The organism is Bradyrhizobium paxllaeri (assembly GCF_001693515.2).
GTDB classification, from domain to species: domain Bacteria; phylum Pseudomonadota; class Alphaproteobacteria; order Rhizobiales; family Xanthobacteraceae; genus Bradyrhizobium; species Bradyrhizobium paxllaeri.
In genome coordinates, this window is record NZ_CP042968.1 from 5,597,596 (window position 1) to 5,610,850 (window position 13,255).

Below are 13,255 nucleotides of genomic sequence, written 5' to 3' on the forward strand. Positions count from 1 at the left end.
GAAAGGCGCTCTAGCTAGTTGGCGCAGCTTTCAAGGATTGCCTTGATCGGCACAATCTTTTTTGGATAGGCAAAGCTATCGATCCGGTCAGCCCAATGCTGCATCAGCTTGGTGCGCGAGCCGATCAGGGCCAGCGGTCCATGCCGTTTGTAGATCGCCTTTACCGAGTCACTTTCGAGATGCGCAAGTTGCAACTCGATGACGTCGCCATCCCATGCCTTGGCTTCCTTGATCTCCTCATGGTGACAAAGGGTCGAGAACGTAGTGCGGAAGCCATGGGCGCAATGTTCGGTTTTGGTGTCGATGCCGAGCGCGCGCAGTCGAGAACAGAGCGTTCTACCGGACAAGGGTGCATCTTCGGCACAAGCGAACACGTATCGCCGATTGCCGGTGATTTTCCGCACGCGTCGCAGGATAGCGACGGCTTGTCGCGACAGGGGCACGACATGATCCCAGCCGGTCTTCATCTTAGCAGCAGGGATAGTCCATCGTTCGCTATCCCAGTCGACTTCTGACCACTCCATGTTGTTGATCATGCCGGGGCGCGGGATCGTAAGTGCATCGAGCCGAAGGGCATCACCGACGACATCGCTAAATCTGGCCTTCGCCCATGTCGGCATGATCAGCCTGAACAGGCGAATGACATCCTGCGGATCAGTGACGCCGGGCCGCGGCGTCGAGACGTTGACAATAAGCTGCTTCTTGCAGGCACGAAACGGATTGTAGCCATCCCCTTCGAGGTCAGCGTAGTCACAAACTTGCGAACCGATACTGTGAACTCGGTCACGAGTCTCTAGTCTGCCTTCAGCCTGCATCGTCCGAAAGAAAGCGAGGACGTCGGGGCGCTTGATGTCTTTTCGATAGAGCTTGCCGAAACGACCCTTCAAATAACCAGCCCACCTTTCGAGCAGCGCGATGGTTTCAGGACTGCGAACTGTGACAAGTCTGCCGCGTTTGATCTTCTCGATCTTCTTCTCTGCGAGCCATTCATCGATCCACACGCTGAGAGGGCGTTCGGTCGCCTGACGATGTCTTTCGAATTGCTTTTCGACGGAGGGATCGACTGGTGGGTCTTTGGCGAGCAGCGCCTTTGCCGCGTCGCGCTTCTGACGTGCAGTGGCGAGTGAGAAGGTCCCGTCGTTGCCATCGCCGTAAGCCCCAATGGAGTAGGTCTTCTGTCGGCCGTGAAAGCGATAGGCCATCTGCCAGAGCTTGGAGGCGGCTTTGCCCGGCCTGCTCAGGTCCGGCTTGATGAAGAGATAGAGACCGCCGCCTGTCACGTCAGAAATCTTGGTGGCCGTCCAAGCGCCGTTCTCGAGTTTCGGTTTGGCGGCGCGACAGTCGACGTCGGTCCTGATCTGCTCGGGGTTCGCGTGCTCGCCAACTTGACTGCGTGCCATCTGCTTCGATTCCCGCGTGTTGGAAGACCGGAAGTATGCCGCGACGTCTGTTCTTCCGATACCAACAAAAATACCAACAAAGTCGGCGGCTGGGCGCGAATGGGAACAAACAGTGACGAACATGAATGTACGCAGAAACCCCTATTTTTCAAGCGTTTCTGAGCGTCTGCGAACACCATCGAACATCTTAGGACGTCTCCGAACAGTCAGCGTTCTTACGTGTGAGGTAATCGAAACGGGTCGCGGACCGGGTCATCTTGGGGGCACAGGAGATGACCCATGCTGATGCTTTCGCTGTTCCGCTTTGCGGCCGTCATGATCCGCTGGACGCTCAATCTGGCTACCTGGTTACTGGCGCGTTCCCTGAACATGCCCGAACCCGTGGTGCACGACACCGGCGTCTTCGTGTTCGTACAGGTGCAGACGATCGAGAACAGGGTTTTCAGGACGCTCGGCCCGAAGCGGCTGATGCGTCAGCTCAGGTCGCTGCTGCAGCGCTGACACCTGCCCCCAAGAACCTATCCCAAGCAAAGGAGAACTGTCATGATCCATCCGTCCACCTTCCTGAGCCGCGCCCTGCTCGCCGACGCCATCTTCAGCGGCGTCGCCGCGGTCGCGCTGACGCTCGGCGCCGGCGCGCTCGCGCCGTTCCTCAATCTGCCGGAAGTCTTGTTGCGCGAGACCGGCCTGTTCCTGATCGCCTACACCGCACTCGTCGGCTGGCTGGCCTCACGGTCGAGAGTCATGAAGGCGCTGGTGCTGTTCGTGATCGTAGGTAATGCCGCGTGGACGCTGGGCAGCATCGCGCTGCTGTTCTCCGGCGCGGTGTCGCCGAACCTGCTCGGTCAGGTCTTCATCGTGGCGCAGGCGATTGCCACCGGCGTGTTTGCCGAGCTGCAGTATATCGGGCTACGCAAGAGTGATGAGACGGTGACGGCGTAGGCTGTGTACCGTCATTCCGGGGCGATGCGAAAGCATCGACCTACGGGGCGCACCTTGCGCCCCTGAGAATCTCGAGATTCCGGGTCTGGTGCTAACGCACCATCCCGGAATGACGCGTGAGCGCCTCAGCTCAACACCAGCGCCGCAATCATCCCCGCAAATGTCAGCACGAGGCCGATGATCAGCATCGGCACCAGGCTGCTGCCTGAATACGGGTCGGCCTGCTCCTTGTTGGTCACGATATGTGCACGATAAGCCATCACACTGCTCCTGTCTGATTACGCCGAAATCTTTCCCCGTTGCCGAGCATGACGCCCTGAGCCCCGGCGATGCCGAGTTCGAGGCTTGCTGCGATCCGCCGGGCCCGTTCCACGAAATGCGCTTCCGCCGCGGGCGGACAGACCTCGCGGGCAGTGACCTCGAACAGGCCGAGCCAGCGGTCGAAATGCGCGGCGTCGACCGGCAGCGGCAGATGCTTGGCCATCGGCGTGCCGTGATAGCGCCCCGTCATCAACGCGACCGACGACCAGAACGCGCACATCTGCGCCAGATGCGGTTCCCAATCCCTGATGCGGGCCTCGAAGATCGGCCCGAGCACGGCGTCCTCGCGGACCTTGGCGTAGAAACCGCGCACTAGGCGCTCGATCATCGTCTCATCGATGCCCGTCCGCTCCATGATCTCGGCCGTCAAGCGCTCACGCCGCTCCGGCCCTGCCACGATCGCTTCCATTTTCGCGCCTGCCCTTAAATAGGTATTTCAAATACCTATTTAGACGGCTATAGATGATTTGCAAGCAGATCTTTTGAGAGGGCTCCCATGCGCCTGACGTCGTTCACGGATTTCGCGCTGCGCGCCCTGATGCGGCTGGCGGGCGAACCTGGCCGTTCCTTCGCGACCAACGAGATCGCGGCCGAGTTCGGCATCTCCCGTAACCATCTGGCCAAGGTGGTGCGCGACCTCGCCGACAGTGGTTTCATCTCGACTCAGCGCGGCGTCGGCGGCGGTTTTATGCTGGCCCGACCGGCGCAAACGATCACGATCGGCGAAGTGGTGCGCGCCCTCGAAGGGCCACCGCTGGTCGAATGTTTTCGCGAGGACGGCGGCAGTTGTGTGCTGAAGCCGCGCTGCCGGCTGAAGGCGAAGCTCGCGGCCGCGCGCGAAGCGTTCATGCGCGAGCTCGACTCCACGACACTGGCGGAATGCGCCTACCCCGCACCGGCCAGGCGGTATCAGGCGCACGCATGACGGAGGCCACCAAGCATCAGGTGCAACAGATGAAACCGATCGCGTTCGAAGATGGCACTATTCAGATCGACGCCGCCATCGTCGCCGAAGGTCTGGGCTTGGCGCCGTCCCTGCTGCAGGAAGAGATGCGAGCGGGCCGGATCACGAGCCTTGCCGAGCGTGGGGTCGATGCCGATCTCGGCCGGCACCGCCTGACCTTCTTCGCCGAGCACCGGCGGTTTCGCGTTGTGGTCGACGAAACAGGCGCGATCGTTCAGCGCTCGGCGGTCGACTTCGGCGATGCGTCGCTGCCGAAATCGGTACGCAAGCCCGGTGGATGAGGCCTAGGCCTGAAGGGCCGGCCCCGGCGCGGAGGCCGATTGTTTCCGGCCGGCCGGTTTCCTGCCGGCGACCCTGGCGCGGTTGCTGCCGTTCAGATGCTTACCATTCAGCGACTTGCCGTTCAGCGAATGGCCGTTGAGCTTCTTCGCCTTCTTCTCAGCCTTCGCCTTCAATTTTTCCTTCAGCTTCGCTTGTTCCTTGGCCAGCTTTTCGGCCTTCTTCAGCGCCTTGCGCTCGGCCCTGGCCTTCAGGCGGGCTTTCTCGGCTCGCGCCTCGGCACGCTTTTTCGCACGCTTCTTTTCGCAGGCCGCGCATTTGCAGCCGATCGGCTTCAGATAGGCTTTGAAATAGTCGGTGCCGTAATCGTAGTTGATCTCCTCGCCCGGCTCGATGTTCTTGATGGCGCGGATGAACACCTTGCGCTTGCGTGGGCGAACGTCGGATTCGGCGTTCGGCCGGCAGGAATGGTTGATATAGCGGGCGATGTTCTTGCGTACGGAGCCGTCGATGGTCCAGCGGTCGTTCAATTCGAACAGGTATTTGTTCTCGATCGCGTCTTCTTCTTTTTTCTTCGAATCCAGCAGCGGCCCGAAATAGCGGATGATCTTGCTGCCCTTCTTGATCGGCTTGGTGGCGAAAAGGCCAAGGCCGGTGTTGGAGCGGCCGACGCGATACGGTTTATGCGATGGTATGGAAGGCATGACGACTGTGTGACTGCACGCTCGGAAAAGCAGGAAATGCGAAGCCGACCTTCTAGGATGATTCCGCGGCAAAGTCAGGTGTTTCGTACCTTTGCCATGAACCTTCCCCAGATTGCATACGTCTGATCACGGAAGTTCCATGCGAGAAGTGCAGATGAAACGCGTTTCCCCCCGGCAGCTCATTGTGCCGGTCGCCACCATCCTGTTCGCAGCTACATTTTGGCTGATTTCACCGGCCAACGCCCAAACATTCAGCAGCAGCTACACGTCATCAGCGCCAAAGGATTGCCGCACGATCGGTAAACCCAGCACCCAGGACGGCGGCACGCAGGTGTGCCCCGGCCAATCGGGGCTGGTGGTGGTGATCAGCGAGGGCGACCTGCGCCAAACCGTCTCGGTCGGGCGTACCCGCGAGGCCGCCGCCAAGGAGCCGGCCGCGGAGACCTGGTTCGGTCCGTTCAATTCCACCGCCAACACCGTCGAATGGCGGACCATCGACGGCAAGCCGTTCGCCATCATCCAGCGCTGGCTGATCGCCGACATCGACAACGCCGACAAGGCCGGAAACCCGACCAACAAACCGATGCTCGCCGTGACCCGGCTGCCGCCCGGGCCGGTCTGCCACGTCGCCTATATCGACGGCCAGGCCAACCGCAATGCTAACGAACTCGCCCGCCAGGCCGCGGACGAATTCGCCCGCGATTTCAAATGCGGCAAGGATGAAGTGAGGATAGTTGGCGAAAAAGGTACCGCGGTGAGCCTTGCGAAGCGCTGATCAAGCCGGCTACCCGGCCTGTTTTCGCCGCATTAACGTCAAAGCTTAAGGTTTGAGTGCTTATTGCTTGTCAGATCATGTTCTTTCTTTCACGGCGCACCTGGGGCAGCGATGCACATAAAACTCCTGGCTCTCCTCCTCGTCGGCTCCGCCCTCTCCGGCTGCTGCGCTTCCGGTACCGGCTGCTCGACGCCGACGGCCACCGGCGCGCCAATCGCCTGGGACGGATTGGGTGAACCGCCGACCGCAGATGGCGAACAGGCCGGGGCCGCCAAGCCGAAGCGAAGGACAGCAGCGCGCAATCGCGAGATCATCCTCGGCCCGCTGAACGAAAGCCCGCAGAGAGGCACTTCACCCAGATCAGCCTACGAAGAGTGGACGCGCCTGCCCAACGAAGACCCCGAGGCTGACGCAAGATTGAAGCGGCAAATCAAGATTTGCCAGAACTGCTGAGCGGCATGTTGCTGCCATAACCGTCATGCGCTGCGCGGGATTACGTTGCTCATGACCATCCCCGCCCTCGCGTAACGCGCCAACGCCTGCGCTAGACCACCGGCGGCCGCGGCGCCGTCGAGCGCAGCATGGCGTCGAGGAGTTGGTCGACCCCGGTGCCTTCGGGCAGTCGGTGCAGGATGTCCTTGAGCCGGCCGTCGAGCAGCAGCGAGGTGAAGCCGTGCACCAGCGACCAGGCGCGGGCAATTGCGGCAGCCTGGTCGAGCGACAATGCCTCCAACGCCTCGCCGGTGAGGTTCTCGTTGCGGCCGGCGCCGATTGCGCTTGCCAATCCTGCGAAAGAGGCGGTCGCCGCCTCATGCAGCGACGGCCGCGTCATGTCGATCCGCTCGTTGCGGAACATCAGCCCGTACATGCCCGGACTAGCCTGTGCATAGGCGACATAGGCTTTGGCGCGCGCCAGCGCCTTCATCAGCGGGTGGGTTTCGGTCTTGCCCGCCACGACCATCGCCTCGTTGAAACGGCGAAAGCCGATGGCGGCGAGTTCGCTCAATAGCCCGGTGAGATCGCCGAAATGATGGGTGGGCGCCGCATGCGATACGCCGGCCTCTCGCGCCACCGCGCGTAGCGTCAGTCCCACCAACCCGTCACGTTCCAGCACCCGCTCGGCCGCGGCCAGCAGCGCGTCGTGCAGATCGCCGTGATGATAAGGGGTCTCGCCCGCCGGCCGACGCCGGCGGCTGGCCGGCCTTTCGGTTGCCACTCTTGCGGGCCTGCGCTTCTCGGCGGGGCGATTGGTTCTGGTTTCTCGCGATGTTCTTGCCATGTGATCCTTATAGCCGCAATTTTTACACTGTAAAGATTTTGCTTGACGAGCAGCCACATCGTCCTTACTGATATCTTTACGATGTAAAGATTAAAACCGGAGGAGACGTGAATGCTCGACCAGGTGACGACCGAGATGACCCGGCCCAATCTGGCGCCGATTCCGATGGAATGCGACGCGCCGCATCTCAAGGTGACAGGCGAATTGCCGCGCGAACTCAACGGCACGCTCTATCGTAACGGCCCCAACCCGCAATTCGATGCGCCGGGCGCCCACTGGTTCGTCGGCGACGGCATGCTGCACGCCTTCCATCTGGAGAACGGCCGCGCCAGCTATCGCAACCGCTGGGTCCGCACCCCGAAATGGCTGGCCGAGCACGATGCCGGCCGCGCGCTGTTTGGCGGCTTCGGCCGCAAGCTGCCGGGCGCCTCCGCCGGCATCACCGATGATGGCGGCGTCGCCAATACCAACATCATCTTCCATGGCGGAAAACTGCTGGCGCTGGAGGAAGGCCATCTGCCGACCGAGATCGAGCCCGGCACGCTCGATCGTCTCGGCTATTGCGACTACAAGGGCGCCATCAAGGGACCGTTCACGGCGCATCCCAAGATCGATCCCGTGACCGGCGAGATGGTTTTCTTCGGCTACAACGCCATGGGCCCGCTCACGCCCGCCCTCTCCTTCGGATCCGTCAACGCTTCAGGCGTGGTGACGCGGTTCGATCGCTTCGAGGCGCCCTACGCCAGCATGGTGCACGACTTCATCGTCACTGAAAATCATCTGCTGTTTCCGATCCTGCCGATCACTGGCAGCATGGAGCGCGCAATGCGCAGCAAGCCGCCTTACGCGTGGGAGCCGGAGAAAGGCGCTTACGTCGGTGTCATGAAGCGCAACGGCTCACCTGCGGACCTCGTCTGGTTCCGCGCCGAGAACTGCTACGTCTTCCACGTCATGAACGCCTGGGAGGAAGGCAACCGCATCATTGCCGACGTGATGCAGTTCGAGGAAGCGCCGCTGTTCCCGCATCCCGATGGATCGAAGACCGATCCGCAGAAATCGCGCGCGCGATACTGCCGCTGGACGTTCGACCTCGCAGGCAATACCGACCGCTTCACGCAAACCTATCTCGACGATCTCACCGGCGAATTCCCGCGCATCGACGACCGCCGCGCCGGCTATGCCAACAGCCATGGCTGGTACGCCTGCGCCAACCCCGACCTGCCGATGTTCGGCGCGCTGTCCGGCATCGTCCATGTCGACGGCAAGGGCAAACGTCTTGGCCATTACCTGCTGCCCGCCGGCGACACCATCTCCGAGCCGGTGTTCGTGGAGCGCGGGCCCGACGCCGCCGAGGGCGACGGCTGGCTACTTGTCGCCGTCTGGCGCGCGCGCGAGAACCGCAGCGATCTGGCGGTGTTCAACGCGCAGGATGTCGAAGGAGGTCCCGTCGCGCTGGTGCATCTCGGCCATCGCGTGCCCGATGGCTTTCACGGCAACTGGGTGGGCGCGCAGTAAGTCAGCCGTGGTCATCCTCCGATGTGCAATTGCACATCGGAGTTCGATGCTAGCCTCGGCGGCATCGCGATCACGCTGGTTTTGCTGCTTGCCTGCGCACTGATAATCCTGCTGCGCGCCTGCTCGGTGCATAGCCCGCCACGGACCTCGCGTACTCCCTTGTAAATACGCGCCATTTTCGGATACCGCAGTTTTATTTTGACACTGTAAAGATTTTTCTTGACGACTCCCCCGCGCGCCCCTACGGTATCTTTACGATGTAAAGATTTGTCCCGGGAGGCTACCATGACGCTCTTCCTGATCCTCGCCCCCTTCGGGTCATTCGCCCTGCTGATGTTGGTGACTTCGGCCGAGATCAGCCTGTTCACGTCGGCCGCGATCTGTCTCGCCGTCGTCGGTATCGACGTCTATCGTGGCCGTTCGATCAAGATGCTCGGCGCGGGCTCGGTGGTCGTGTTCGCCACGCTCGGCTCCTATGTCGCGCTGATCGATCCGAACCTCAGCCATTCATGCGTCAGGCTGACGGTCGATGTCGGCGTGCTCGCGATCTCGCTGGTCTCGCTGATCATCCGCAAGCCGTTCATCCTGCAATATGCGCTTGAGGAGGTTGATGCAGAGACAGTGAAGCAGCCTGGCTTTCTGAAGGCAGTCTATCTCATCACCTGGGTCTGGAATGCAGCGTTTGTCCTGATGATGGCCGGCAACGCTCTCGCGATCTATGTGCCGGGCTTGCCGCTCTGGTCCAGTCTCGTGGTCGCCTTTGCCGCCCGTAACAGTGCCGCCTTCTTCACGACGTGGTATCCGCAATATCGAAAGGCGAAGTATGGTGCCCCGCCTGCGAACGCCCTGCCCGGCACCAACTGAGCCAGACTTCATAGCCGCAACACGATCAACAGAGAGCAAACCGATGAAGGACGTATTCGCCAGACTGGGCGCCGATTTTTTCTCCACCATCGTGTTCATCGCGATCTATCTGGCGACCGACAACGTCCTGCTGGCAACGGGCGTGGCGATCGCAGGCGCGATCGGCCAGGTGATCTACTTCCGTATCAAGGGTAAGGAGCTCGGCTACATGACCTGGGCGAGCCTTGCGCTCGTCATCGTGCTCGGCAGCGCAACGCTTCTGACCCACGATCCGCGCTTCGTGCTGGCGAAACCCGCGATCGGGCATTTCGCGATCGGCCTCATCATGCTCAAGCGCGGCTGGATGTTGCGCTACATGCCGCCGATCGTGTCGCAGACCATTCCCGAATACGTCACCTTCGCAGGCTATGCCTGGGCTGCGCTGTGCTTCGTGCTCGCCGCCGGCACCATCGGCGTTGCGATGACCGGCGACATGAAGCTGTGGACGCTTTATGTGACGGTCGTGCTGGTCGGCGCCAAGATCGCCGCCTTTGCAATTCAATACATTGCGTTTCGTGTTCTGGTCGGCAATCGGATTCGCGCTGCCGCCCAGCGCGCCTGAAAAATACGCGTCAAAAGGACGCTTGAGACGGTTGGGCTTGTGTGGCGAGATAGGCTATACCGCCGATCGAGTTTAGCGGATCTCGCAAGCCATTCCGGTTTGCCGGGAAATTGTCGGGGAGACAGCAATGGCCGTGGACGGAAACTGGAACATCACCATGAGCACGCCGATGGGCGAGCGCAAGGCGACGCTGTCGCTGACGAGCGCGGGCAGCACGCTGACGGGCACGCAAGGCGCGGATGGCAATTCCGGCGAAATCTTTGACGGCACCGTCAACGGCGACGACGTCGCCTGGAAGATTTCCATCACCAACCCGATGCCGCTCACGCTTGCCTTTACCGGAAAAGTTTCCGGCGACAGCATGTCCGGCGAAATGGGTATCGGTCCGATGGGCAGCTTCCCGTTCACGGGGTCACGGGCCTGACGGATGAGGAGGCGACAACGCCTCCTCTCTCATTCCATGCACAAGACGATAATCGTGACGATCGCCGTACTCGCCTCGCTGGCGGGTGCGGCGATTGCGCAGGCGCCTTAGGCAGAACCGGCCAAGCTGCTCACCTGCAGCAGCCAATGCGATCGGTGGAAGGCCATGACGGTGTGCGCGGCTGGTGGCGCTCGCTGTGCTCCAGCCAAGTGACGAATTGCAATTAAGGTTGGGTCACGACCAGATCTGCATCGGCAGTCCGTAAGCGTCACGTGGCGCGACGCCTTCCGGAATGCAGCCAGCGGCATCACGCGCAGCGATCGCGACGGCGCAGGCATCAAGCACGTCGTCGCACTTGGCGCCGGTACCGATACGCTCGGCGGCCAGCCACCTGTCGATAGCCCGGATTCCTTCCCGCTTCAGCAGCAAGCGGCGGAGACGAATTCCATCCTCCGATTTCTTCGACGGTAGCGGCTTGCAGTCGTTGAGGCGCAAGAAGACCAGTTCCGGGTGAACCTCGCGAACGTCGTGTGTGCGGTTGGCCCGCACGAACCTATCCACTTCCATGATCTTCGGCCCAAGATGCCAGAGTTGGCGCGACACGCGCTTCTGGCCACGCCGCGAGGCATCCCGGTTGGCACGGTCTGGATCGGAAAATTCTCGCCACAGCCAACGCCGTGCTCCGGTGAACACGCGCGAAGAATGCGGCCGTAATCTCTCGCGGGCAAGGAGATCGCAAGCCCGCTCGCCGTCATCGGTCATGCCGATTGGAATGTCGATCGCAGCGCGGTCAAAGCGAACAGACAGCGCCTCGCCAACGTCGTGACAAAATCTGATCGCGTGAAGGTCGCCGTCAAGGAGCACCGCAACCCAGCCGTTGCGGAACCCGTCGAGGCCAATTGCCCTGAGCCCGGACCCCGCGCTCACGTCGGACGCGTGGGCACGATCGCGATCGGAATGAAGGTGTAGACCGCCTCGCCGTGCTCGTCATAGAGGGTCCATCTGACACGGGCGACGCCTTGCGGCTTCGACCGTGAAGGCGCCAGTTCGACCACTTCTCCTTCAAGATGCAGCTTGTCGCCGGGCCGCACCGGCTTCAGCCAGCGCAGATCGTCAACGCCGGCGCCCAAGAGCGGATGCGGCCCGAACGGCCGGCACTCGGTGGCAAGCCGCATGGCGATAGCCGCCGTATGCCAGCCAGATGCGGCGAGCCCCTTGAAGACCGTCTTCTTGGCGGCCTCCTCGTCGAGGTGAAACGGCTGCGGATCGTATTCCCTGGCGAAGCGAAGGATGTCGTCCTTCGACACCGTCACTGCTTCGCTCTTGAAGCGCATGCCGACCTTCAAGTCGTCGAACCACTCGACCATGTTGTTGTTTCTTCCCGTCAGGAAAAGCGCGCGCTCTGTTTACGGCATCCAGCAACTGCCAAGTTCAATCCCGTATTTATTTGGCTCGGACTACCGATCGATGCCATTCCGCAAAAATCCTACCCCAGATTCAATTCCTTGAAGAAGTCGTTGCCCTTGTCGTCGATGATGATGAAGGCGGGGAAATCCACCACTTCGATGCGCCAGATCGCTTCCATGCCGAGCTCGGGATATTCGACGACCTCGACCTTCTTGATGCAGTGCTCGGCGAGGTTTGCCGCGGCGCCGCCGATCGAGCCGAGATAGAAGCCGCCGTGCTTCTTGCAGGCCTCGCGCACCGCGACCGCGCGGTTGCCCTTGGCCACCATCACCATCGATCCGCCTGCCGCCTGGAACTGGTCGACGAAGGAGTCCATGCGTCCCGCGGTGGTCGGGCCGAACGCGCCGGACGCGTAGCCGTCGGGCGTCTTGGCCGGTCCGGCGTAATAGACCGGATGGTTCTTGAAGTAATCCGGCAGCGGCTCGCCCTTCTCCAGCCGCTCGCGCAGTTTGGCGTGGGCGGAATCGCGCGCCACGATCATGGTGCCGGTCATCGAGACCCGCGTCTTGATCGGATATTGCGACAGCGTCGCCAGAATTTCCTTCATCGGCTTGTCGAGGTCGATCTTGACGACCTCACCGCCGAGCGACTGTTCCACAGCCGGCAGATACTGCGCCGGGTTATGCTCGAGCTCTTCGAGATAGACGCCGTCTTTCGTGATCTTGCCAAGCACCTGGCGGTCGGCCGAACAGGAGACGCCGAGCCCGATCGGCAGCGACGCGCCGTGGCGCGGCATCCGGATCACGCGCACGTCGTGGCAGAAATACTTGCCGCCGAACTGCGCGCCGACGCCGAGCGACTGCGTCATCTTGAGGATTTCCTGCTCCATCTCGAGATCGCGGAAGGCATTACCGTCCGCCGAGCCCTGGGTCGGCAGCGCATCGAGATAGCGCGCGGAGGCAAGCTTCACCGTCTTCATGCACAACTCGGCCGACGTGCCGCCGATGACGATGGCGAGGTGGTATGGCGGGCATGCCGCGGTGCCGAGCGTCAACACCTTCTCCTTCAGGAACGCCAGCAGGCGGTCCTTGGTCAGAACGGATGGCGTTGCCTGGAACAGAAAGCTCTTGTTGGCGGAACCGCCGCCCTTGGCCATGAACATGAACTTGTAGGCGTCGTCGCCCTCGGCGTAGATCTCGCACTGCGCCGGCATGTTGTTGGCGGTGTTCTTTTCCTCGTACATCGACAGTGGCGCCACCTGCGAATAGCGCAGGTTACGGCGCAGGTACGCGTCGCGCGCGCCTTCGGAGAGCGCGGCCTCGTCGTCGCCGTCGGTGATGACGTTGCAGCCCTTCTTGCCCATGATGATCGCGGTGCCGGTATCCTGGCACATCGGCAACACGCCGCCGGCGGCGATGTTGGCGTTCTTGAGGAAGTCGAAGGCGACGAACTTGTCGTTGTCGCTGGCCTCCTTGTCTTCCAGGATCGAGCGCAACTGCTTCAGGTGCCCCGGCCGCAAATAGTGATTGATGTCGCCGAAGGCAGCCTCCGACAGCGCCCGCAGCGCCTCCCGCGACACCACCAGCATCTCCTTGCCGAGCACCTTCTCGACCCGCACGCCCTCAGCAGTGATTTTCTTGTAGGGCGTGGTGTCGGCGCCCAGCGGAAACAGCGGCGTATGCTTGTAGGGCGGAACGGGCTTTTGATCGGGAAAGGCAGTCGGAGCGTTCATATCAATATCTCGGGTTGGAGCCGGCGGCGGCCGGAACGGCGCCGCGGA

19 protein-coding genes are annotated in these 13,255 nt (G+C 61.9%); 10 read left to right on the forward strand and 9 right to left on the reverse strand.

The features are described from left to right. Positions 1 to 14: 14 nt before the first annotated feature. On the reverse strand, positions 15 to 1,523 hold the full coding sequence (locus LMTR21_RS26670) for a tyrosine-type recombinase/integrase (protein WP_245320147.1): 1,509 nt from the start codon (positions 1,521 to 1,523) through the stop codon (positions 15 to 17). Between the two features lie 156 nt (positions 1,524 to 1,679). Between LMTR21_RS26670 and LMTR21_RS26675 the strand changes: the two genes are divergently transcribed. Next, positions 1,680 to 1,901, forward strand: coding sequence for a hypothetical protein (locus tag LMTR21_RS26675; protein WP_065754816.1), 222 nt, complete (start codon positions 1,680 to 1,682; stop codon positions 1,899 to 1,901). Positions 1,902 to 1,943: 42 nt separating this feature from the next. Further along, positions 1,944 to 2,342 (forward strand): hypothetical protein, encoded by a 399-nt coding sequence (locus tag LMTR21_RS26680; protein ID WP_065754817.1) that lies wholly within the window; start codon positions 1,944 to 1,946, stop codon positions 2,340 to 2,342. A gap of 125 nt (positions 2,343 to 2,467) precedes the next feature. On the opposite strand, the gene LMTR21_RS41520 is transcribed toward LMTR21_RS26680, so the two are convergent. Continuing rightward, positions 2,468 to 2,602 (reverse strand): hypothetical protein, encoded by a 135-nt coding sequence (locus LMTR21_RS41520; RefSeq protein ID WP_283813514.1) that lies wholly within the window; start codon positions 2,600 to 2,602, stop codon positions 2,468 to 2,470. After that, complete coding sequence (locus tag LMTR21_RS26685; RefSeq protein WP_065754818.1) at positions 2,602 to 3,072, reverse strand: group III truncated hemoglobin; 471 nt, start codon at positions 3,070 to 3,072, stop codon at positions 2,602 to 2,604. The genes LMTR21_RS41520 and LMTR21_RS26685 overlap by 1 nt, the downstream gene beginning before the upstream one ends. Positions 3,073 to 3,159: 87 nt before the next feature. On the opposite strand from LMTR21_RS26685, the gene LMTR21_RS26690 reads away from it, so the two are divergent. Further along, positions 3,160 to 3,588, forward strand: a complete 429-nt coding sequence (locus LMTR21_RS26690; RefSeq protein ID WP_065754819.1) for an RrF2 family transcriptional regulator — start codon at positions 3,160 to 3,162, stop codon at positions 3,586 to 3,588. Beyond that, positions 3,585 to 3,908, forward strand: coding sequence for a DUF6522 family protein (locus LMTR21_RS26695; RefSeq protein WP_246174271.1), 324 nt, complete (start codon positions 3,585 to 3,587; stop codon positions 3,906 to 3,908). The genes LMTR21_RS26690 and LMTR21_RS26695 overlap by 4 nt, the downstream gene beginning before the upstream one ends. Positions 3,909 to 3,911: 3 nt before the next feature. On the opposite strand, the gene LMTR21_RS26700 is transcribed toward LMTR21_RS26695, so the two are convergent. After that, complete coding sequence (locus LMTR21_RS26700; protein ID WP_065754820.1) at positions 3,912 to 4,610, reverse strand: SET domain-containing protein; 699 nt, start codon at positions 4,608 to 4,610, stop codon at positions 3,912 to 3,914. Between the two features lie 154 nt (positions 4,611 to 4,764). On the opposite strand from LMTR21_RS26700, the gene LMTR21_RS26705 reads away from it, so the two are divergent. Then, on the forward strand, positions 4,765 to 5,385 hold the full coding sequence (locus LMTR21_RS26705) for a hypothetical protein (protein ID WP_065754821.1): 621 nt from the start codon (positions 4,765 to 4,767) through the stop codon (positions 5,383 to 5,385). Between the two features lie 111 nt (positions 5,386 to 5,496). After that, on the forward strand, positions 5,497 to 5,838 hold the full coding sequence (locus tag LMTR21_RS26710; RefSeq protein ID WP_065754822.1) for a hypothetical protein: 342 nt from the start codon (positions 5,497 to 5,499) through the stop codon (positions 5,836 to 5,838). A gap of 91 nt (positions 5,839 to 5,929) precedes the next feature. Here the strand turns inward: LMTR21_RS26710 and LMTR21_RS26715 are convergent, their stop codons facing one another. After that, a complete protein-coding gene (locus LMTR21_RS26715) occupies positions 5,930 to 6,664 on the reverse strand; it encodes a TetR/AcrR family transcriptional regulator (RefSeq protein WP_148636014.1) in 735 nt (244 codons plus the stop codon). Between the two features lie 111 nt (positions 6,665 to 6,775). On the opposite strand from LMTR21_RS26715, the gene LMTR21_RS26720 reads away from it, so the two are divergent. Continuing rightward, the gene (locus tag LMTR21_RS26720) at positions 6,776 to 8,179 is read left to right on the forward strand and encodes a carotenoid oxygenase family protein (RefSeq protein ID WP_065754824.1); all 1,404 of its coding nucleotides are present in this window, start codon (positions 6,776 to 6,778) and stop codon (positions 8,177 to 8,179) included. A gap of 11 nt (positions 8,180 to 8,190) precedes the next feature. Here LMTR21_RS26720 and LMTR21_RS26725 read toward each other — a convergent pair whose 3' ends face one another. Further along, positions 8,191 to 8,466, reverse strand: a complete 276-nt coding sequence (locus LMTR21_RS26725) for a hypothetical protein (protein WP_065754825.1) — start codon at positions 8,464 to 8,466, stop codon at positions 8,191 to 8,193. Here LMTR21_RS26725 and LMTR21_RS26730 point away from each other — a divergent pair. The 3 genes from LMTR21_RS26730 (at position 8,465) to LMTR21_RS26740 (ending at position 10,068) form a co-directional block, all read left to right on the forward strand. Continuing rightward, positions 8,465 to 9,043 carry a hypothetical protein gene (locus LMTR21_RS26730; RefSeq protein ID WP_065754826.1) on the forward strand — a complete coding sequence of 193 codons (579 nt, stop codon included), beginning with the start codon at positions 8,465 to 8,467 and terminating at the stop codon, positions 9,041 to 9,043. The two genes, LMTR21_RS26725 and LMTR21_RS26730, sit on opposite strands and share 2 nt — an antisense overlap. A gap of 43 nt (positions 9,044 to 9,086) precedes the next feature. Continuing rightward, positions 9,087 to 9,644: an inner membrane-spanning protein YciB gene (locus LMTR21_RS26735; protein ID WP_065754827.1), complete on the forward strand. Its 558-nt coding sequence runs from the start codon at positions 9,087 to 9,089 to the stop codon at positions 9,642 to 9,644. Positions 9,645 to 9,771: 127 nt separating this feature from the next. Next, a complete protein-coding gene (locus LMTR21_RS26740) occupies positions 9,772 to 10,068 on the forward strand; it encodes a hypothetical protein (RefSeq protein WP_065754828.1) in 297 nt (98 codons plus the stop codon). A 234-nt stretch (positions 10,069 to 10,302) separates the two neighbouring features. On the opposite strand, the gene LMTR21_RS26745 is transcribed toward LMTR21_RS26740, so the two are convergent. From LMTR21_RS26745 to LMTR21_RS26755, 3 genes are all read right to left on the reverse strand, one after another. Further along, the gene (locus tag LMTR21_RS26745) at positions 10,303 to 10,995 is read right to left on the reverse strand and encodes a DUF429 domain-containing protein (protein ID WP_187399201.1); all 693 of its coding nucleotides are present in this window, start codon (positions 10,993 to 10,995) and stop codon (positions 10,303 to 10,305) included. Next, entirely contained in the window at positions 10,992 to 11,435 is a 444-nt protein-coding gene (locus LMTR21_RS26750) for a MaoC family dehydratase (protein WP_065754829.1), read from the reverse strand. The genes LMTR21_RS26745 and LMTR21_RS26750 overlap by 4 nt, the downstream gene beginning before the upstream one ends. Positions 11,436 to 11,554: 119 nt before the next feature. Further along, positions 11,555 to 13,207, reverse strand: coding sequence for a fumarate hydratase (locus tag LMTR21_RS26755; protein ID WP_065754830.1), 1,653 nt, complete (start codon positions 13,205 to 13,207; stop codon positions 11,555 to 11,557). Between the last annotated feature and the right edge of the window lie 48 nt (positions 13,208 to 13,255).